At 28.9% G+C, this 21,440-nt stretch carries 26 protein-coding genes and 1 tRNA gene; 1 reads left to right on the plus strand and 26 read right to left on the minus strand.

Annotated elements, in window-relative coordinates:
* Positions 1-4: 4 nt before the first annotated feature.
* Genes coaBC through EK368_RS03220 form a run of 5 tightly spaced genes read right to left on the minus strand, consistent with a single transcriptional unit; the run spans position 5 to position 3,223 of the window.
* Positions 5-1,198 (minus strand): bifunctional phosphopantothenoylcysteine decarboxylase/phosphopantothenate--cysteine ligase CoaBC, encoded by a 1,194-nt coding sequence (gene coaBC, locus EK368_RS03200; RefSeq protein ID WP_129596354.1) that lies wholly within the window; start codon positions 1,196-1,198, stop codon positions 5-7.
* Positions 1,199-1,210: 12 nt separating this feature from the next.
* A complete protein-coding gene (gene rpoZ / locus EK368_RS03205; RefSeq protein WP_129596356.1) occupies positions 1,211-1,414 on the minus strand; it encodes a DNA-directed RNA polymerase subunit omega in 204 nt (67 codons plus the stop codon).
* Complete coding sequence (gene gmk, locus EK368_RS03210; RefSeq protein WP_129596358.1) at positions 1,408-2,025, minus strand: guanylate kinase; 618 nt, start codon at positions 2,023-2,025, stop codon at positions 1,408-1,410. The genes rpoZ and gmk overlap by 7 nt, the downstream gene beginning before the upstream one ends.
* 38 nt (positions 2,026-2,063) lie before the next feature.
* On the minus strand, positions 2,064-2,330 hold the full coding sequence (gene remA / locus EK368_RS03215; protein ID WP_129596360.1) for an extracellular matrix/biofilm regulator RemA: 267 nt from the start codon (positions 2,328-2,330) through the stop codon (positions 2,064-2,066).
* A gap of 11 nt (positions 2,331-2,341) precedes the next feature.
* Positions 2,342-3,223: a YicC/YloC family endoribonuclease gene (locus EK368_RS03220; protein ID WP_129596362.1), complete on the minus strand. Its 882-nt coding sequence runs from the start codon at positions 3,221-3,223 to the stop codon at positions 2,342-2,344.
* 306 nt (positions 3,224-3,529) lie between these two features.
* Here EK368_RS03220 and EK368_RS03225 point away from each other — a divergent pair, with 306 nt between their 5' ends.
* Positions 3,530-5,299, plus strand: a complete 1,770-nt coding sequence (locus EK368_RS03225; protein ID WP_129596364.1) for an Rqc2 family fibronectin-binding protein — start codon at positions 3,530-3,532, stop codon at positions 5,297-5,299.
* A 36-nt stretch (positions 5,300-5,335) separates the two neighbouring features.
* On the opposite strand, the gene pyrR is transcribed toward EK368_RS03225, so the two are convergent.
* The 21 genes from pyrR to EK368_RS03330 form a co-directional block, all read right to left on the minus strand.
* The gene (gene pyrR, locus EK368_RS03230) at positions 5,336-5,869 is read right to left on the minus strand and encodes a bifunctional pyr operon transcriptional regulator/uracil phosphoribosyltransferase PyrR (protein ID WP_129596366.1); all 534 of its coding nucleotides are present in this window, start codon (positions 5,867-5,869) and stop codon (positions 5,336-5,338) included.
* A gap of 10 nt (positions 5,870-5,879) precedes the next feature.
* Complete coding sequence (locus EK368_RS03235; RefSeq protein ID WP_129596367.1) at positions 5,880-6,812, minus strand: RluA family pseudouridine synthase; 933 nt, start codon at positions 6,810-6,812, stop codon at positions 5,880-5,882.
* A 15-nt stretch (positions 6,813-6,827) separates the two neighbouring features.
* Positions 6,828-7,265: a signal peptidase II gene (lspA, locus tag EK368_RS03240; RefSeq protein WP_129596369.1), complete on the minus strand. Its 438-nt coding sequence runs from the start codon at positions 7,263-7,265 to the stop codon at positions 6,828-6,830.
* A gap of 101 nt (positions 7,266-7,366) precedes the next feature.
* A complete protein-coding gene (locus tag EK368_RS03245) occupies positions 7,367-8,035 on the minus strand; it encodes a TraR/DksA C4-type zinc finger protein (RefSeq protein WP_129596371.1) in 669 nt (222 codons plus the stop codon).
* Between the two features lie 14 nt (positions 8,036-8,049).
* Positions 8,050-8,328, minus strand: coding sequence for a DUF5665 domain-containing protein (locus EK368_RS03250; protein ID WP_129596373.1), 279 nt, complete (start codon positions 8,326-8,328; stop codon positions 8,050-8,052).
* Positions 8,329-8,434: 106 nt separating this feature from the next.
* On the minus strand, positions 8,435-9,133 hold the full coding sequence (locus EK368_RS03255; protein ID WP_129596375.1) for a 5'-methylthioadenosine/adenosylhomocysteine nucleosidase: 699 nt from the start codon (positions 9,131-9,133) through the stop codon (positions 8,435-8,437).
* Positions 9,134-9,270: 137 nt separating this feature from the next.
* Positions 9,271-9,741 (minus strand): DivIVA domain-containing protein, encoded by a 471-nt coding sequence (locus EK368_RS03260; RefSeq protein ID WP_129596377.1) that lies wholly within the window; start codon positions 9,739-9,741, stop codon positions 9,271-9,273.
* Between the two features lie 13 nt (positions 9,742-9,754).
* Positions 9,755-10,543: a YlmH family RNA-binding protein gene (locus EK368_RS03265; RefSeq protein ID WP_129596379.1), complete on the minus strand. Its 789-nt coding sequence runs from the start codon at positions 10,541-10,543 to the stop codon at positions 9,755-9,757.
* A gap of 13 nt (positions 10,544-10,556) precedes the next feature.
* Entirely contained in the window at positions 10,557-10,823 is a 267-nt protein-coding gene (locus EK368_RS03270; protein ID WP_129596381.1) for a YggT family protein, read from the minus strand.
* Between the two features lie 18 nt (positions 10,824-10,841).
* Entirely contained in the window at positions 10,842-11,279 is a 438-nt protein-coding gene (locus tag EK368_RS03275) for a cell division protein SepF (RefSeq protein WP_129596383.1), read from the minus strand.
* A 14-nt stretch (positions 11,280-11,293) separates the two neighbouring features.
* Entirely contained in the window at positions 11,294-11,986 is a 693-nt protein-coding gene (locus EK368_RS03280) for a YggS family pyridoxal phosphate-dependent enzyme (RefSeq protein ID WP_129596385.1), read from the minus strand.
* A gap of 15 nt (positions 11,987-12,001) precedes the next feature.
* Positions 12,002-13,264, minus strand: a complete 1,263-nt coding sequence (locus tag EK368_RS03285) for a biotin/lipoyl attachment domain-containing protein (RefSeq protein ID WP_129596387.1) — start codon at positions 13,262-13,264, stop codon at positions 12,002-12,004.
* 136 nt (positions 13,265-13,400) lie between these two features.
* A complete protein-coding gene (locus EK368_RS03290; protein WP_129596389.1) occupies positions 13,401-13,784 on the minus strand; it encodes a hypothetical protein in 384 nt (127 codons plus the stop codon).
* 230 nt (positions 13,785-14,014) lie between these two features.
* Positions 14,015-14,091 (minus strand) — tRNA-Pro (locus EK368_RS03295).
* Positions 14,092-14,208: 117 nt separating this feature from the next.
* A complete protein-coding gene (gene spoIVA / locus EK368_RS03300; RefSeq protein ID WP_129596391.1) occupies positions 14,209-15,687 on the minus strand; it encodes a stage IV sporulation protein A in 1,479 nt (492 codons plus the stop codon).
* Positions 15,688-15,896: 209 nt separating this feature from the next.
* Positions 15,897-16,925, minus strand: coding sequence for an NAD(P)H-dependent glycerol-3-phosphate dehydrogenase (locus EK368_RS03305; protein WP_129596393.1), 1,029 nt, complete (start codon positions 16,923-16,925; stop codon positions 15,897-15,899).
* 26 nt (positions 16,926-16,951) lie between these two features.
* Complete coding sequence (gene plsY / locus EK368_RS03310; protein ID WP_129596395.1) at positions 16,952-17,527, minus strand: glycerol-3-phosphate 1-O-acyltransferase PlsY; 576 nt, start codon at positions 17,525-17,527, stop codon at positions 16,952-16,954.
* Positions 17,527-18,849, minus strand: a complete 1,323-nt coding sequence (gene der / locus EK368_RS03315) for a ribosome biogenesis GTPase Der (RefSeq protein WP_129596397.1) — start codon at positions 18,847-18,849, stop codon at positions 17,527-17,529. Before der ends, plsY begins: the two co-directional genes overlap by 1 nt.
* Positions 18,850-18,865: 16 nt before the next feature.
* Positions 18,866-20,173: a DUF512 domain-containing protein gene (locus EK368_RS03320; protein ID WP_129596399.1), complete on the minus strand. Its 1,308-nt coding sequence runs from the start codon at positions 20,171-20,173 to the stop codon at positions 18,866-18,868.
* 120 nt (positions 20,174-20,293) lie between these two features.
* On the minus strand, positions 20,294-20,488 hold the full coding sequence (locus tag EK368_RS03325) for a capping complex subunit for YIEGIA (protein WP_129596401.1): 195 nt from the start codon (positions 20,486-20,488) through the stop codon (positions 20,294-20,296).
* Complete coding sequence (locus EK368_RS03330) at positions 20,488-21,423, minus strand: YIEGIA family protein (protein ID WP_129596403.1); 936 nt, start codon at positions 21,421-21,423, stop codon at positions 20,488-20,490. Before EK368_RS03330 ends, EK368_RS03325 begins: the two co-directional genes overlap by 1 nt.
* Between the last annotated feature and the right edge of the window lie 17 nt (positions 21,424-21,440).

A 21,440-nucleotide genomic window follows, 5' to 3' on the forward strand; every position in this document is an offset into this window, starting at 1 on the left:
ATCCCTACTCCTGAATCATTAAATTTTTTACTCTATCTAATATAATCTTTGCCAATTCTTTTTTAGACATTTTTTCACAATGCTCTATTGATCCATTTTTATCTATAATACTTACAATATTAGTGTCACTCTTAAAACCTGCACCTTCTTTGGTCAAATCATTTGCAACAATAAAGTCTAAGTTTTTCTTTTTAATTTTATTATTTGCATTTTCTAATAAGTTTTGAGTTTCTGCGGCAAAACCCACAAGAATTTGATGCTCTTTTTTTGATCCAAGCTCTTTTAATATATCAGGATTTCTAGTAAGAGTAATAGATAAGTCATTATCTTTCTTTTTGATTTTATTTTTTTCTACCATAGCTGGACGATAATCTGCTACAGCAGCTGACTTAATTACAATATCTGCCCAAGAAAATTTTTTTAAAACTTCTTGATACATATCATTGGTAGTAGTTACATCAATTCTTTTTACTCCTTTTGGTGTAGCTAGGTTTGTAGCTCCTGAAATTAATAAAACCTCTGCACCTCTATCTTCTGCACACTCTGCAATGGCATAACCCATCTTTCCAGAGGAATGATTGGTAATATATCGAACAGGATCAATAGGCTCTTTTGTAGGACCTGCTGTAATCAAAATCTTTGTACCTTTTAAATCTTTTTCATTTTTAAGCAATAAAGAAGCTTCCTTGACAATCTCTTCTGGCTCTGGAAGTTTTCCTCTTCCAATATCTCCACATGCAAGTCTACCCTCTGCAGGTTCAATAAAATAATATCCAAAATCTTTAAGTTTTTTTATATTTTCTTGCACGATAGAATTTTCGTACATATTTGTATTCATAGCAGGTGCCAAAAGTACTGGTGCTTTTGTTGCCATTACCGTAGTAGTTAACATATCATCTGCAATACCATTTGCAATCTTTCCTATTACATTTGCAGTTGCAGGAACAACTACAAATAAATCACCCTTTTGCGCTAACGAAATATGCTCCACTTCCCATGTTTTTGGCTCTTTGAACATATCTGTAATCACATAATTTTGTGATAAAGATTGAAAAGTCAATGGATTTATAAATTCTTGTGCTGATTTTGTCATAATCACAAAGACTTCAAATCCTTGCTTTTTAAGTTTGCTAACTACATCTACTCCTTTATATGCTGCAATGCCTCCAGTTATTCCCACTACAACATTTTTTTTCATTACTACACCTCATTATTTTTCGACTTGTTCACGACTACATTTAATTAAATCTTCAGCAATTTCATAAGTTGCAATAGTAACAGGTTTATTTGATGGTGCAGTTGTAATTTTTTCAGACCCATCAATAATTTGTCTAGCTCTTTTTGATGCTGCAATGACTAATGAATACCTACTATCTACTTTCTTCATTAATTCAGCTACAGATGGATTTAACATGAACACTCCTCCTTAAATTTTAAAATAATTTTTTCAATGTCCTTTGTCACTTTATATTTATGTGCCTTTATAATATTTATTATTCTACAGACAGCTTTCTCAACTTCATCGTTTATAATATAATAATCATATTCTTTTACATATTCTATTTCTTCTATAGCACTTTTAAATCTTTTGTCAATAGCTTCTTGTGATTCTGTTCCTCTTGTTGTAATTCTATTTTTTAATTCCTTCATAGATGGAGGCAATATAAATACTAGTAGAGCTTCAGGATATTTCTTTTTTACTTGTAATGCTCCTTGTACATCAATTTCTAGTAAAACATTATTACCATCATTAATTTGATCCAGTACATATTTTTTAGGTGTTCCATAATAATTATCAAATACTTTTGCATACTCTAAAAATCCATCTTGAGAAATCTCTTTTTCAAAAAAATCTTTATCTACAAAAAAATAATTTTTTCCATCTACTTCCCCTTCTCTGGGGCTTCTTGTAGTAGCAGATATGGAAAGGCTAATATTTTTTTGTATTTGTAATAATTCCTTGCAAATCGTGCCTTTTCCCGCCCCAGAAGGACCTGATACTACAATTAACGAGCCTTTTTTCATCTTTCTTAGTCCCCTTTTTATCTATTCTATTGTTCTTTCTAAAAAGTAGCCTCTTTCCCTTCATCTTTATTAGATAATCTGTGAGCCACTGTTTCTGGTTGAACAGCAGATAATATAATATGATCACTATCTGTAATAATTACAGCTCTTGTTCTTCTTCCATAAGTAGCATCAATAAGCATTCCTCTATCTCTTGCTTCTTGGATAATTCTTTTAATAGGTGCTGACTCAGGACTTACAATAGCTACTAATCTATTTGCAGATACAATATTTCCAAATCCTATATTAATTAATTTAATACTCATTCTTAGACCCCCTATTCAATATTTTGTACTTGTTCTCTAATCTTTTCTAACTCACTTTTTATTTCTACTACATGATTTGTAATTTCTAGATCATTTGCTTTTGAACCTATTGTATTAATTTCTCGATTCATCTCCTGAATCAAAAAGTCTAACTTTCTTCCTACAGGATTTTTTTCTTTAAATGTATTTTTTAATTGATGAATATGACTTTTAAGTCTCACTATTTCTTCTGTAATACTACTTTTATCTGCCATAAAAGCAATTTCTAAGCTTAATCTATTTTCATCTATTTCAATACCATCTTCTAAAATTTCATGAATCCTATCTTTTAGTTTATGTTTGTATTCCTCTACTACTTTTGGTCCTCTTTGTTCAATTACATCTATTATTTTTTTTATATACTCACATCTATTTTCTATATCTTCAACTAGCTTTTTACCTTCTACTATTCTCATTTTCATAAGCATGTCTAAAGCTTTCATAGATGCATCCTTTAGACAATTCCATACAGCTTCTTCATCTTCTTCTTTTGATTCTATTTTTAATATATCTGGAAATCTTGCTACCAAAGAAACAGAAATATCATCCATTACATGAAATTCTTCTTTAATTTCTTTAAGAGAGTCTATATATTCCTTTGCTAGTGACGTATTTACAGAGATTTTTGTATCTGTATCTCCTATATTCTCCATAGTAATATAGATTTCTATTCTACCTCTTTTAATTTCTGTCTTTACAAAATTCTTTAGTTTTTCTTCTAAATATGTAAGTCTTTTAGGCATTCTGACTACAGTATCGTTGTATCTGTGATTTACAGATTTTATTTCTACAATAAATTGTCTATCTAGATCTTTTGCTTCACCTCTTCCAAACCCTGTCATGCTCTTGATCATGCTTTTCATCCTTCCGTTGATTTATTTTAATATGAAATAAATTTATTAGAAATATTCTACTCTCGTAAGTAATGATTATATCACTTTTACATGGAAATTTTAAGTCTTCAAAGAGATTTTTATAAAGATTTATCAATCTTTCTAAGAAATACTTACAATCTTAACACTCCTATTATACAAAATTTTACTTAGTTGTTCTACCTATTCTTTATTTTTTACAATATGTATCCTTTCTATGAAAACTTTTAAATCTCTATAAACAGTGGTATACTTAAAGAATAAGAATAAATATTTGGAGGAATATATATGCCTTTTGACGGAATGGTAGTTTCATCAATTGTACACGAATTAAAAGAAAAAATACTAATGGGTAAAATCGATAAAATTTATCAACCTGAAAATGATGAAATTCATATCTCGATTCGCTGCTTTAAAGAAAAATATAAGCTTTTAATTTCTGCAAGTAGCAATCATCCAAGAATTCATCTTACTCATACAGCTAAAATCAATCCACAAACCCCTCCTATCTTTTGTATGCTTTTAAGAAAGCATCTTCAAGGAGGAAGAATTATAGATATCTATCAACAAGAATTTGAAAGGATTGTCATCCTCAATATAGAAAGCTATGATGAACTAGGAGTTTTATCTATTAAACAATTGATTATTGAGATTATGGGAAAACACAGCAATATCATACTATTAGATCCATCTCAAAATAAAATATTAGACAGCATTAAAAGAATTTCAGGAGATATCAACAGATATAGAGAAATTCTGCCTGGGAAAAATTATATTGCACCTCCTACACAAGGAAAACAAAATCCACTACATTTATCTTTTAATGATTTTGTCTTAAAGGTTCAAGAAGCTACTATGGGGACTTCTATTTATAAAGCTATCTATACAAGTTTCCAAGGGATCAGTCCAGTAGCTTCACGAGAAATTTGTTTTTTATCTCATATAGAACAAGACAAGGCTTTAGTAGAACTTTTAGATACTGATTATGAACACTTATGGAAAACATTTAATAAATTTTTATGTGTAAATAATCCTAATCCTCATATGGTCATCTCTAAAGACAATAGTGAAATTATTGATTTTTATCCTATACCTCTTAAAATTTATCAAGAAATTTATACATCTATTGATTTTGATTCTATGAGTGATCTTTTAGAACAATTTTATATTCAAAGGGATCTATTTGATAGAATCAAACAAAAATCTACAGATTTAAGAAAATTAATTCATCATACTATGCAAAAATTATTAAATAAAAAACAAAAGCTAAAAGAAGAGCTTTTATCTGCTATGAAAGCTCAAAAATATAGAGTCTATGGAGAATTATTAACTGCAAACCTTCATACCATAAAAAAAGGAGATAAATCAATAGAAGTCATGAATTTTTATGATGAAAACTGTACTACAATCAAAATTGCATTAAATGAACATTTAACTCCTTCACAAAATGCACAAAAATATTTTAAAAAATATACAAAATCTAAAAATGCACAAAATGAGATAGATACACAATTAAAAGATACAGATAATGAAATCACTTATTTTGAAAATCTTTTACAAAATATAGAAAATACATCTGATTTAGAAAATATTGAAGAAATTCGTCTAGAGCTTATGGAAGAAGGTTATATAAAAAAGAAAAAAATTTCTTCTAAAAAAAATACTCCTAGCAAACCTATGTCTTTCATATCCTCAGATGGATATTCTATATTAGTAGGAAAAAACAACAAACAAAATGATCATCTTACATTAAAAATAGCTTCAAAGAAAGATTTATGGTTTCACACAAAAGACATTCCAGGCTCTCATGTAATTATTATTACAAATAATCAAGAAGTTCCTCAAACTACTATTTTAGAAGCAGCAGAGCTTGCAGCATATTTTAGCAAAGGAAAAATATCAAGTAACGTGCCAGTAGATTATACTACTGTTAAATATGTAAAAAAACCTAGTGGAGCAAAACCAGGAATGGTTATCTACGAAAATAATAAAACTATTTATACTACTCCTCGCTCTAACATCGTAGAAATCCTTCAAATGAATCAGTCCAAATCTTAATTGATTTGGACTCTTTATTACTTTAGACTCTTCTCTTTATTGATTGATACTCACTCCATTATTCCCATCTATTTCATCAAATTGTACACGTACAATTTCCTCTTTTGAAGTAGGAACGTTTTTTCCTACAAAATCTGCACGAATAGGAAATTCTCTATGACCTCTGTCTATTAAAACAGCTAATTGTATGGCCTTAGGTCTACCAATATCTATAATAGCATCCATAGCCGCTCTTACAGTTCTTCCTGTATACAAAACATCATCTACTAATACAACTGTTTTATTTGTAATGTCAAAAGGAATATCTGTGCTATTGAGTATAGGATTTTCATTTGCTTGCGTCAAATCATCTCTATATAAAGTAATATCTAAAATTCCAATCTGCATATCTACATTTTCAATAGCCTTGATTCTTTCTGCAATTTTTTTAGCAAAAGGAATTCCTCTTGTTTTAATTCCTACAAGCACAATTTCTTCTACTCCTTTGTTTCTTTCAATAATTTCATGAGCAATTCTTGTAGTTGCTCTTTGCATAGCTTTTTCATCCATAATATTTGCTTTAAATTCCATATTTTCACCTCTATTCATTTTTTAAAATATTATTATCTAAAATTTTTAAAATTCGTGTAAAATGATGTGGAAGTGGTGCCTCAAACTCCATAAACCGTTCTTTTGTAGGATGTATAAATCCTAAAATTTTAGCATGCAACATTTGTCCATTTAAATGAAATTTTTCTTTTTTAGGACTATATACAGGATCTCCTACTAAAGGATATTTGATATAAGCCATATGTACTCTTATTTGGTGAGTTCTCCCTGTCTCCAATCTAGCTTCTATCCAAGTATAGTCTTTTAATCTTTTTAATACCTTAAAATGAGTAATTGCATCTTTTCCATTTCTTTGTACTACCGCCATCTTTAATCTATCTTGAGGGTGTCTTCCTATGGGTGCATGTATGGTTCCTTCCTCTTCTTTTATGTTTCCGTGAACAAGTGCTGTATACACTCTTTTAATAGTATGTTCCTTTAATTGCTCTGCAAGGTGTCTATGTACATGATCTTTTTTGGCTACCATCAAAAGTCCACTTGTATCTTTATCAATTCTATGGACAATACCTGGGCGAATAACACCATTAATAGATGATAGATTTTTACAATGATACAACAAAGCATTCACCAAAGTTCCATTAAAGTTTCCTGGTGCTGGATGAACAACCATTCCCTGTGGCTTATTCACTACTAAAAGATCATCATCTTCATAAATAATTTCAACTGGTATATTCTCAGCTTGAATATTTAATTTTTCAGGCTTAGGAATTTCTACTTCAATGACATCATCTTCTTTTACTTTATATTTTTTTGCTTCTATAAGCTTTCCATTTACTTTTACTTTATCTTTTTCAATTAACTTTTGTATAAAGCTTCTTGAAAAATGTGTTAATTCTTCAGATAAATACAAATCAATTCTTTTTTCTTCATCTAAATCATCCACAACAAATTCTATATACTCCAATCCAATCTTTCCTTTCTAGCTACGATTTTCTAAAAAAACCATATAATAACAAAGTCCTATTGCTCCAAATACAATACACATATCTGCAATATTAAAAACAGGCCAAATTCTAAAATCAAAAAAATCAATCACATATCCAAATCGGATACGATCTATTAAATTTCCTATAGCTCCTGCTATGACTAAACTTAAACTTACACTTAGTATTTTATGTAGCTTAGTTTGTTTATATATATAAATAAAAATGCTAGCCATAATAAAAACAGTAGCTATTATAAAAAATATTTTTTGATTCTTCAATATTCCAAAAGCAGCTCCTGCATTTTGAACATAAGTAATGTGAAATATATTTTTTACAATAGGTATGGACTCATGAAGTAAAAATCTACTTTGGATGATCCATTTAGAGCATTGATCTAAAAAAATCAATAAAATAATTAAAAAATAATTCATTATACACCTCCCACAAATACATATCTATCTGATTATAACATAACTTAGATGGGTTTCGTACTAGCTTTGTCTATTTTTCATACAAAAAGTGAAGCATAGCTTCACTTTTTGTATTTATGAGGTATATCTTCTCTTTCTTCATCCTCTAATTGTCCCTTGTAAAAACCATTACTGATTTGATCTACATCTTCTACTGTTCCCGATACATTTTCATCATACATATTATTATCATACCAATCTAGTGCCATATGCTTCTCATCTGTTTTATTAAATCTAGCTACAGCCTGCCATGTATCTTCTCCATCAAATCCATTATAATCTTCATTTGTATCCATATAGGTTCTTCCAAAGGGTGGATATAAGCTTTGTTCTTCCACAGGCCTTGTATGAATTTCATGATGAATACTCAATTTATCCTCTTGACATTTTATACATTCTGAAGCTGTTGGAATCATTTCAAGTCTTTCGTAAGGAATATCTACTCCACAATCTATACATTTTCCATATGTTCCTCTTTGTATTCGATCTAGTGCATCTTCAATTTCTTTTAAATATATTTCTTCATTATTTTTAAGATTAAAATTCATTTCCATTTCAAAAGTTTCTGTACCTATATCCGCAGGATGATTGTCATATACAGAAAGTTCATCATAATATTCCTGTAAAGAAGCATTTGGTTCATTTTCATTCATACGTTCAATAGTTTTTATCGTTTCTTGCTTTTCATTTAATAACTTATTTTTATAATAGTTTAATTGATCATTTTTCAAACCTAATTCCTCCTTTACCTATAGTTTTCAATAATGTTAATCAATTGAGCAATATATTTTCCTATTAGAGGTAAATCTACTGTACTCTTTAGCATATAAAAAAATACAGCTGCCAATATAGTCAATCCTATAGCTGTTCCTAATCCTCTTGCTAATCCTGCCATAAAGTTTATATACAATAATCTTTTAGGATTATTCATTATATTTACATATTCGCATATTTTAGTTTTTTCTAAATCTTGTGCTAGTTTTTCTATTTTTTTTTCAAATTGTGTTAACCTTTTATCATCCATTATTATTCCCTCATTTTCAAAAGAATATTTTATGCTATTTTTCCCTTTTGTTCATTCTTGTATGTATTATAAATTTTTTATAAAAAAAATAGAATGTTTTCACATTCTATCCTATAGTTTTTAATACATGAAGAACAATATCAACTGAGTTTCTTGCAGCTTGATGAACAAATTCATTAAAGTTTACATCAGCTGTTCCATCTGCTTTATCAGACATAGCACGAATAATCAAAAAAGGAACATTACTTAAATAACAAGTATGACCAATTGCTGCACCTTCCATTTCTGCACAATATCCTCTAAATTCCTTCCATAAAAAATCTTTCTTTTCTTTAGAACCTACAAATAAATCTCCTGATAATATTCTTCCACTCTTTACTTTATAATTTTCATTTGTCTGAGCTTCTACAGCTGCTTGTATTAATTTTTTATCTGCTTTAAATATGTATTCTTCCATTCTAGGGATTTGTCCTAGTTTATATCCACCAAATACAGTAGCATCGAAATCATGTTCAATTACATCTTCTGATACTACAATGTCTCCTACCTCTAATTCATCAAAAATAGCTCCTGCCACTCCTGTATTCATAATAGCATCTACAGAAAAATTACTAATCAAAACTTGTGCACAAACAGCTGCATTTACTTTTCCAATTCCACTTCTTACTAATACAATTTCTTTATTTTCTAAATTTCCTTTATAAAATCTCATTCCTGCAAATGTATTTTCTTCTTTTAGCTCCATTTTATCTTTTAAAATTTCAATTTCTTCATCCATTGCTCCTATAATTCCTATTGTATTCATTATGTTTCCCTCCCTATATTTTTCAAATTATCACTATTCTTTCTTTATTATACTTAAGATCCATTGATTTGCAAGGGTTTTATTATTTAAGATATTATATCAAAGAAAAAATCCTCGCTATAGACGAGAATTTTAAGTTATACAGATTCAGTTTCTTCCACAAGATTTTCTGATTCTCTATCAATGGTTTCAAGCTGTGCTTCTAAAAGAGTTTTAAATCTAGTTTTAAAAATTTGCAATTGTTTTTTTCCTTGTTCATATTCTCTTTGAATTTTTATTATTTCATCTTCTGCATTTTTAACAATTCTAGTAGCTTTACTTTGTGCTTCTTCTATAATAAGCTCTGCTTTTTTTTGTGCATTTTGAGCAACTTCTTCTGCTGTACTTTGTGCAAAAACTAGTGTATTATTAAGAGTTTTTTCTAGATTTTCATATTTATTAATCTGATCATTTAAAAGAACAATTTTATCTTTTAATTCAATATTTTCCTTATATAAATTTTCATAGTCAATAATAATATGATCTAAAAATTCATCTACTTCACTTTCTTTATAGCCTCTTAATGATTTTTTAAACTCTTTATTTTGAATTTCAAGTGGTGTAATCATGTTATCCTCTCCTCTAGATCATTCTTTTTATGATCACTCTGTATCTGTCCTTTTTTGTTTTATTTTCAATTTGATCTAATATAATCCTACCTTTGCCTCTTACAGAAATCAAATCCCCTTCTTTTAACATGTATGAAGACTGATTGATCGGCTTGAAATTCACCTTCACCTTATCATATTGAATATTTCTTCCTATAGAACTTCTAGACTCTTTAAATCCTGCACTTAAAATACTATCGATTCTTAAAGAAGCTACTGTCGTATTTATAATCTTAGTTTCCTCTTGTACCTGGATCATATTAGAAAAAGGAATAAGTTCTACATTAACTTTGTACTTGGATATTTTCTCCAAGTTTATTTGAATATAATCATATAACTCTTTAAATATAATTACATTTGCTTGTCCGTCATCAATTAAGATATCTCCTATTTTTTCTCTCTTTAATCCTAAATTTAAAATAGCACCTAAAAAATCTCTATGACTAATATCTTCTTTACTGAATTTTCCATAAATCCGAATTCCACAAATCGGACAATCCTCTTTTTGTAATTCCATATATTCTGGATAAAAAATCATTATTTTTCTCTCTGCTTTTTCATATCCTCCAAATATTTTGTAATTGATATCATCAAAATTACGAAAAATAGACTCACAGAGAGATATTTGATAAGGATCATAAAAATCACTAGCTTTTATAGTATATCCTTTTAATGAACTTTCCATCTTATTGAGCACTTTCATTACTATTTTTCTTTCTTCATCATTTTTAATATGCTTTATAAGCTTTTCTTTGTCAATCAAAGTATCACACTCTCTAATAAATTAAGCTAAGAATAATTTTTCTAATAAAGTCTAAAAAAAACACGGCTAAAATAGGTGATATATCTATCATTCCCATTCCTAAATTAAAGTTTTGAAGTAATTTTCTAAAAGGAGCTAAGATAGGCTCTGTTAATTGATAAACAACCCTTGTAACATTTCCACCTCCATGAGGCTGAACCCAAGATAATAAAATTCTAGCTAAAATTAAAAAGTTTAATACTCTAAAAAAATATTCAACAGACTGTACAAGCATCCACATTTTTTCACCACCTAAGGTCTATTTATTCCATGGAAATAAAGCTTTGTTTTTTATCTCTTCATTAATATTTCCTGATATATCTACATTACTAGGAGCTAAAATAAAAATACCCTTTGAAACCTTTTGAATATTTCCATCTAATGCATAAACGGCTCCATTTACAAAATCAAATATTTTTTTTGCTAATTCTTGATCTAAATTTTCTAGATTAATCACAACAGGTTTTCTATTTTTAAGATTATCCACAATACTTTGAGATTCTTCAAATTCAGTTGGTTCATAAACTACCACTTTCATTTGAGTTGTTGTATGTATATTGACAATCCTATTTTTTTTAGTAGGAAAAGGTGTTATATTGTCTTCTTCTTCAATAGTAGTCTCCATCACTTCTTCTTCCTCTTCTTCATAATCATCTAACCCCATAAAATATTTTACCTTCTCAACTATTTTACTCATTTTATATCTCCTCTCTACTGATTGTAATTTCTTTCTCCAAAAATTCCAGTGCCTACTCGTATAATATTAGCACCCTCTTCAATGGCAATTTGAAAATCATTTGTCATTCCCATGGATAAATATTTCATTTCTACATGAGAAAAAGCTTTTGTCTTAATTTCTTCAAATATTTTTTTAAGTTCTTTAAAATATTTTCTTACCTCCTCAGGATCTTCCTCATAAGGAGCTATCGTCATCAATCCTTTCACCTTGATATTCTCAAAGCACTTTATTTTTTCTAAAAAATCATATACATCTTCTTGGTACATGCCAAACTTGGTATCTTCTTTTGCTACATTGATTTGAATAAGTACATCCATAATTTTATTATGTTGTTTTGCTCTTTTATCAATTTCCTTTGCTAAGCTGATTCTATCTAATGAATGAATTAATTTTACCTTATCTATAATATATTTTACTTTATTGGTTTGTAAATGACCAATCATATGAAAAGAAACTGGAGATACTTTTTCACATTTGTTAATAATTTCTTGAACTTTATTCTCTCCTATATCTTCTATCCCTTGTGCAATTGCTTCATTAACTTTGGAACTGTCTACTGTTTTGGTTACTGCAATAAGTGTTACTTCGTCTGGATTCCTTTTAGACTTTTCACAAGCCTTATAAATTTCTTGTCTAATATGTATAATATTTCCCTCAATGGACATATATATTCCCTCCATTTAATATATCATTTGACCTTCCTTTATTTTGGAAGCATTTCTAACTATTTCATCATATAATTTTATAGTTGCTACAGCTTTTATTTCTTCTCCTTCTTTCTCATAAAAAATATTGTTTTGAACAATTATATAATCCTCATCATAACCAAGTACTTTGACAGGTTTAAATCTTGCATATCTATTGATATCTAAAACATAAACTCCTTTTTTTCCATCTTTTTGTATTAAACTATCCTTATAAAGCTTCAGCCCCTCATAATTGACAGCAATAACCTCTAAATCAATTTTTCTAGTATTAAAAAACTTTTCATTATATTGATCGATTTGAAATACAATCATATTCTTTTTTTTACTCTCTATAACTCGAAATATTTTTCCCTTTACTTCTCCACTAGGAAACTTGAAAGTTACCATTTTTCCTTCTTTATAATTTTCTAACTGATTCTCTTCAACATAAGTGATCATATACCATATATGACTATTGACAACTTTAAATAATGGTTGATTTTGAATAACCTTTTCTGTTTGTAAATCTGTTACTTCGCTTTTTATATCTTTTAATTTATTTGATTCTAGGGTAGTCATATTTTGAGGAGTTAATACATCTTCATATCCATCTATACTATAACTTATAATTCCAGATATTGGACTTTTCATTCTCAAAACAGAAGCATTGATTTTTTCTTCTAGTTGTTCTTGTTCTGCCTTTAAAGTTTCTAAATTTTTCCCAGCAAAGCTTTTATCTCCTGAAATAATTTTCATTTTTTCTAATTTTAAATCTAATTCTTTTTTTAATTGTTCAATTTTAAGCAAATCATTTTTTTGTTTAGATTCTTGTATAGACTGAATAATTTCCTCAACATCTTCATTAATTTTTGTTACATCACTTTGAAATAAATTATTTTCATCACTTTTAATATTATCAATTCTTTGATTGACTACTTCTAATTTTCTTCTTGTTGTATAATCTACTGTATCTTTATAAATTTCTGCAATTCTATAACCTTTTTCAACTTTTTCTCCTTCTTGTGCAAAATACTTTATATCTCCTTCTACAGAACTTTTTATAAGTCTTTCATCTCTAATAATATAACAGGAAAGTTGATCTATAATCTGGATAGTTCCATATTCAGCGATACTTGTTTCTTTTGTCATAGACCACATCATAGGTAAAAATTTAATCATTAAATATAAAATAATCATGCCAAGAAAAAAAGTTCTTAACTTGTTCTTTTTTCTTTTTTTCTGAGTCTTCTTTTTCAATTCCTTCACCTACACGCTTTCTTTTATTTAAATAATTCTTCACTTTTATAGATTTTCCTGCATATTATTTATATTTATCAAAATTAGTTTTATAGTCCTATTTTACTATGGAAAAATTTTCTTTTTCATGTATTAATTATTCGAAAAAATTAAAAAATTTTCCATATCTGCTAATAATCTTAATATCTTTAATATCATCTACATTTACAAATTCGATTTCATCTTTAGGTGTAACAATTAAAACACGATTATCTTTTAATGTTGCTCCTATTATAATTCCTTTGATTACATTCTTATTATGACAATAAATTTTCATTTCGTCTCCTGCCATAACTCTTATTTTTCCAATCTTAAAATATCTTGTTTCTACTTCATCAATATGCTCTTGTGAGATTGCTTTACTATCTATAAAGATAAAGTGATTCCATAAATAATATTTTTCTTTTAATATCGTAAAAATATATCCTAAAAAAAATATAATAAACATAGCCCACAGAGTATTTTTTATATAACTCCACATAATTATTCTCCTTGATTTTTAATATATTGATTTCACTGACTCTATTTTACTTGTATACTATTTTTTAGTCAACACTAAAGCCGATGCATTCTACCATTACAAAATCTGTACAATACATCGGCTATTATTCATAATCCACTATCTTTTAATCACTTTAGAATCCCCTGACTTTAGACATGGGGAGTGTCAATCACACAAAAAAGTAGATACTTAAGTACCTACTTTCATATTGGTCTGAGTGGGGAGACTTGAACTCCCGGCCTCTAGAACCCCATTCTAGCACGCTACCAAACTGCGCCACACCCAGATAATAAGTATTTCAATATTATTATAAAATATACATCCATAAATTTCAAGGAGTTTTCAAATTTGATTTAAACAAAAGAGCTAGGTTCTGACTAACTCTTTTGTTTGAATATTTATTTTATAAAATAATACAAATCAATCCGCCACTACCATCATTGATAATTTTTTGTAGTGTTTTTTGCATTTTAACTCTTGTATCCTCTGGCATAGTAAACAATTTATTTTGCATTTGCTCTTTTACCATGTCATGAAGAGACTTTCCAAACATATTCGTTTGCCAAATTTTCTTAGGATCTGATTGAAATTCATCTAAAAGATATTTCAGTAATTCTTCACTTTCTTTTTCTGTCCCTACAATAGGAGAAACTTCTGTTTTAATATCTGTTCTAATAAGATGCAATGACGGAGCATTTGCTCTTAATTTTACACCAAATCTATTTCCATGCTTAAAAATTTCTGGCTCTTGTAATTCCAATTCTTCAAGAGTTGGAGCTACTAGTCCATACCCTGTTTCTTTTACATTGTTTAATGCTTCTTCTACTCGATCATATTCTTTTTTTGCTCTTGAAAATTCTTTAATAAGTCCTAGTATTTGATGATCTCCTTCTATTTTATATCCTGTAATTTCTTGCAGTATATTATAGAAGAGTCCATCTTTCATTTTCATTTGAACATGAGCAATTCCTTCTCCTAATGCAATATCACTTAAACTTACTTCAGATACAACTTCCATATCCATAAATTTTGCTACATAGCTTCTAATATGATTAATTTTTTTAACTTCTTGACTCCATTCTTTTACTGAATAAATGATTTTATCTTTTAACCAATGAGTCGTATCTAATCCTTCTACCCATCCAGGAAGATGAATATTAATTTCCTTAATCGGAAACTCAAATAATACATTCTCTAATATTTGATTGATATCTTCTATCTCCATTTTTGCACAATCTGCAACGACTACTGGAACATTATATTTTTTTTCTAACTCTTCTTTTAATTCTATAGTTTCTTCTTCATAAGGTTTAATAGAATTTAAAACCAAAACAAAAGGTTTCTCAATCTCTTTTAACTCTTTTATTACTCTTTCTTCTGCTTCTATGTAGCTTCCTCTTTCTAGATCTGTTACACTTCCATCTGTCGTAATTACAAGTCCTATAGTAGAATGCTCCTTAATAACTTTTCTTGTTCCTATTTCTGCCGCTTCTTCAAAAGGAATCTCCTTTTCATACCAAGGAGTAGTTACCATTCTAGGTTTTCCATTTTCTTCATGACCAATAGCTCCATTTACTAAATATCCTACACAGTCTACTAGTCTTACTTTAAATTTTGCATGGTCTTTTAATGTAAGTTCAATGGCTTCATTCGGAACAAATTTAGGTTCTGTAGTCATGATTGTTTTTCCTGCTCCACTTTGTGGTAATTCATCCTTTGCTCTTTCTTTTCTATACGCATTTTCAATATTAGGTAATACGAGTAATTCCATAAATCTCTTAATGAAAGTAGATTTTCCTGTTCTAACTGGACCTACAACTCCTATATAAATATCTCCTTGTGTTCTTTCAGCAATGTCATTATATATATCAAACTTCTCCATTCCGCTCACTCCTTTAATTAAAAATATTTATAAAAAATTTTCATTTACAAACATCATCAGTAAACTTTTTAGAAATACATAGAAGAAATTTATATTTTTATCTCCAATACAAACTTATATTTTTATTTATTAATGTACTAACAGTATATATATATGAGCTCTTTATAAACATTATTACTAAATTAAAAAAAGATAGCTCAAAGCTATCTTTACCAATTAAATTTTTCATTTTCAACTACTTCTTCAATTTCATGAGTTCTACTTCTCATCATAAGATTTACTACAGCTTCTTTTACATCTTCATTGTGATATAAAATATTATAAATTTCAGAAGTAATAGGCATCTCTATTTGATATTTTTTAGAAAGTTCATAAGCTACCTTTGTAGTTACAACTCCTTCTACAACCATACCTATAGATTCAATGGCTTCTTCTAGTTTTTTTCCTTCTCCAATTTGAATTCCACATCTTCTATTTCTACTATGCATACTTGTACAAGTCACAATTAAATCTCCAATGCCTGTAAGTCCTGCAAAAGTATTCGTATCTGCTCCCATAGCTGATCCAAGTCTTGCAATCTCTGTAATTCCTCTTGTCATAAGAGCTGCTTTTGCATTGTCTCCAAAGCCTAGTCCATCTGATATTCCAGCCCCTAGTGCAATAACATTTTTAAGAGCTCCTCCAAGTTCTACTCCTATTACATCTGGATTTGTATATATTCTAAGCTTTGGAGAAATAAATAGATCTTGTATGTACTCAGCAACTTTTTTTGACTTTGATGCAACTACTAACGTAGTAGGCATATCTCTACATACCTCTTCTGCATGAGAAGGACCTGATAAAACAGCAAATGAATTTTGGGGTAATTCTTCTTCTACTACTTGAGAAATTCTAAGTAATGTATTATTTTCAAGACCTTTTGCCGCATTGACAATAATTTGATCACTTAAAATGATTTCTTTACATTGCCCTATTACTTTTCTAACAGCTTGAGATGATACACTAAGTAAAACCACTTGAGTATCTTTTACTGCTTCATGAATGTTAGAAAACAGATGTATATTTTCTGGTAAAAGTACCCCTGATAAATATTTTATATTTTCTCTTGTTTTTCTCATTTGCTCAAATTGCTCTTTATTTCTCATCCATAAATTTACATTGTGTCCCTTTTTAGAAAGAGAAATTGCCAAAGCTGTTCCCCAACTTCCTGCTCCAAGTACACAAATATTATGATTCATAACAAAGCCCCCTATATGATGAAAAGTTACCTTATTTTAGATTCAATCCCCTTCATCAGTCTATCTATATTTTGTCTGTGTCTATATAGTGCCATCACAGCAATTACTAAACCAAAAATAAAATAGTTTATACCTTTATCAAATAACAACAAAAACGGAAATATACTAATTGCTGTAATAGAAGCTAAAGATACATATTTTGTTTTAACTAAAATCACAATTCCTATAAATATACAAATAATTGCAGCTAAATAATGTACACACAGTCCTACTCCTATAGCTGTAGCAATTCCTTTCCCACCTTTAAATCCAAACAATATTGGCCAGTTATGACCTATAATCACTAAAACACCACAAATCAACGCAATATTTTCTCCACCTAAAACTCTTCCTATAGCTACTGCAATCACACCTTTTAAAGCATCTCCTAAAAGTGTTAAAATAGCAGCCTTTGCTCCTAATGTTCTATATACATTTGTAGCACCTGCATTTCCACTACCATAATTTCTAATATCTATATTTGCCAATACCTTAGATATAATAACAGAAGTTGAAAAGTTTCCCAATAGGTAACTAATGACCATAGCAAGTATTTTAAACATTACATTTCTTCACCCTTTTCTCTATATAAAATACTTATTGGTGTTCCTTCAAATCCAAATGCTTCTCTAATTTTATTTTCAATATATCTAGAATATGAAAAATGTGTCAGTTGTTTATCATTTACAAAAATAACAAACATAGGAGGTCTTACAGATGCTTGAGTAGCATAAAATATTTTTAGTCTTTTTCCTTTATCTGATGGTGGTTGATTTAAAAGTATTGCTTCTCCTATTACATCATTTAATCTACCTGTTTGCACTCTCATAGCATGTTGATTAGAAATAAATTTAACAGTCTCTAAAATTTGTCCAACCCGTTGTTTTGTAACTGCTGAAACAAATAATATAGGTGCATAAGACATAAATGCAAGTTCATTTCTAATATCTTTTGTGAATTGATTCATCGTATTTGTCTCTTTTTCTAAAAGATCCCACTTATTCACTACAATTACAGTTGCTTTTCCTGCCTCATGAGCATATCCTGCAATTTTTTTATCCTGTTCTGTAATGCCTTCAGTAGCATCAATCATAAGCATACAAACATTAGCTCGATCAATGGCATTTAAAGAACGAATAACACTATATTTTTCTATATTCTCATTTACTCTACTTTGTCTTCGAATTCCTGCTGTATCTATAAATACATATTCATCTTCTCCATGGGTAAAAGGAGTATCAATAGCATCTCTTGTTGTCCCTGCGATATCACTTACAATGACTCTTTCTTCTCCTAAAATTGTATTGATAATAGAAGATTTTCCTACATTGGGTTTTCCAATAACAGCTACTGTTATTCTTTCTTGATCTTCTTCTTCTTCATGTTCTTGTGGAAATCTAGCTACAATTTCATCTAATAAATCCCCAAGACCTAATTGATTAGTTGACGAAATACATACAGGATCTCCTAATCCTAATTGATAAAATTCATAAAAAGAATCTGGTAATTTACTAGTATCTACTTTATTTACTACTACCAAAACAGGTTTTCCAGTTTTTCTAAGTAAAGTAGCAATAGCTTCATCATCTGCTACTAAGCCTGTTCTTCCATCTACCATAAATACTATTACATCTGCGGTTTCTATCGCCATATTGGCTTGATTTTTCATTTGAGATAAAATAATATCTTTTGTATCTGGCTCCATCCCCCCTGTATCAATTAGTGTAAAAGAATGATTTAGCCATTCTACATCTGTATAAATTCTGTCTCTTGTAACACCAGGATGATCTTCTACAATAGATATCCTTTTTCCTGCTAGTTTATTAAAAAAAGTAGATTTTCCTACATTAGGTCTTCCTACAACTGCTACTACTGGTTTGGACATAATACACCTCCTATATTTATTCAATCACTTTATTTACAAAATCTTTTCCTTCAACATTAACAACTGCTACTTTAATATTTAATTCTTTTTCTACATCTTCTATCCTTACATCATCTAGAAAAACTTTTTCTCCCATTTTTAACATACTTGCAGGTATAATCAACTTCTCACCTAAAGATTTTTCTTTTAATTGATTGATTAAATCTGTACCTGTAATTAGCCCTGCGACGGTAATGGTCTCTCCAAAGAAAAAGTTTTTTATTTCAAATACATTGATCTCTATGAAAGGAAATTTTTTCTCAACTTGTCGTGCTATTTTTTTCATAAATTCTTTAGCAGATTTTCCTGTAGCAATAGAGATTTTTTTATGTATTATTTTGTCTATATTTATTTCTTTAAGATAATGAATAATTTCATATTCAAATTGAGCCATCATCCCTACACCATTTTCTATCTGTAAAAATTGTTCATATTCTTCATAAGATGGAACTTCTTCCTGTGCCACTACATAAAATTCATCCGAAAGATATACAAAACGAGTTCCTATCTCTTTTAATAAAATTTTTTGCAACTTTTCTATTTGTCTAATGACTTGTTTTGCTGAATTTTCATCATATATTTTAAGTGGATACAAACCTTCTCTAAATTTGGTAATTCCAACTGGAACAACTGCAACACTTTCCATATAAGGATATAAAAGAGATAAATCTTTTATGGTTTTTTCTAGTTCGTCCCCATCATTAAGCTCTCTACAAAGAACAATCTGTCCATTCATTTTAATTCCTGCATCTGCTAATTTTTGTATTCTTTCATATATAGTTCCTGCTTTTTTATTATGAAGCATTTTAACTCGTAAAGAAGGATTTGTAGTATGAACAGAAACATTCACAGGACTAATCCTGTATCTAATCATTTTCTCTATATCTTTATCTGACATATTTGTCAAAGTAATAAAATTTCCTTGAAGAAATGAAAGCCTTGAATCATCATCTTTAAAATAAAGAGTATCTCTCATATTTGGTGGTAATTGATCAATAAAACAAAATACACATTTATTTTGACAACTCTTTGCTTGATCGATAATAGGATTTTCAAATTCTATTCCTAAATCTTCATCAAAATCTTTATAGAGAGAATACTTTCGAATAGAATTATCTTTTTTTTTGATTTCTATCTCTATATATTCATCTGCCATTAAAAACATATATTCAATGATATCCTCAATCTCTTCTCCATTTACTTTTAAAAGTTGATCTCCTTCTTCAATTCCTAGCTTCTTTGCTCTACTGTTATCATATACTTTTGAAATGATGTTTTTATGCATTATATACACCCACTTAAAATCTAGTTTTAATACCTGATACTAATATTATATCACAATTTTTTCTAACATTCACCACAATTAGTAATCATATCACGGTAGTTTATTGTACGTCAAGAAACTTTAATGCTTCACAATTACATAAGACCCATTTTCCAAATCATGAACCATACCCATCGTAATTTTTGAAACCAAAAGAGCAGTTTTTTCCTTTTGTTCTTCTGAATTGGCATAAAAAACAGGTACCGTTGTAGTAGAAATCATATTTTTATCTGTTGTTACAATGGCAACAATATTTTCCTTAATCCCAAAGTCCATTATAATTCCCCTTTCAATTGATTATTCTCTGATTTTCCTTTTTTAGATTCTAAAGGCTTTCTTTTTGCTGTTTCTAAAACTGGTGTTCTTTTAACAGCTTCTACTAAAAGATCTATGTTAGGTTCCATAGGAATAAGCGAAAATACAATATGTCCATTATTAGGATTTCTTCTAAGCATGGGTGTAAAATCTGGCTCATCTACATCTTTTCTTATTCCTAATTGAACAGCTGTATTATGAGCAATAGCTTGTCTTTGTCCTATACTTGCTAAAGTTTCTCTTCCATTAGCATCATGGGGAATAATTTCTACTGCTATTCCTACCTCCTCATATATTTTTCTAGAAGCTTTTAATCCTATATTCATGATTACTACATCATTTACCATAAGTAGTGGCCCTTTAAAATGGATTTTTGCAGGTTTTACTTCTGCAATCTCCATGATCAGTTGTCTCTTTAGAACTTTTTTTAATACGGCTGCCATAATCATCCCTGTCAAAGCTCCTAAAACAATTTGTCCATAAAGATGTAAATTTATTTTTTTACCTAAATAAAAAAATATACTGGTTGTAAGAGATGTAATAATAACCATATAATTTCTTGCTTCAAATGCTTTTGCAATTTCTTCAATATATGCAGTACCTCTAGGTACTAACTCTGTACCTTCAATATTATCCAGACTTTGTCTTTCCATATTTCTAACATCTCTAAATTGCTGAGCTGCTAATGCTAAAAAAGTAACAGCACCATATTCTTTTTGAATTAAAGCTGGCAATGCTACTGCTCCTAAAGATGATGCAATAACCCCTAGTGTTAAATGAGAAATCAATCCTTGTGGATAACTTGGATATTGTCTTTGATCAATTCTAATCATATATATTCTAGCCAAAAGTCCCATAAATAAAGCTAAAATAATTTGCATGCTAAATTTTTCCATAAAATACCTCCTATTTC

The organism is Anaerophilus nitritigenes, assembly GCF_004138215.1.
GTDB classification, from domain to species: domain Bacteria; phylum Bacillota; class Clostridia; order Peptostreptococcales; family Thermotaleaceae; genus Anaerophilus; species Anaerophilus nitritogenes.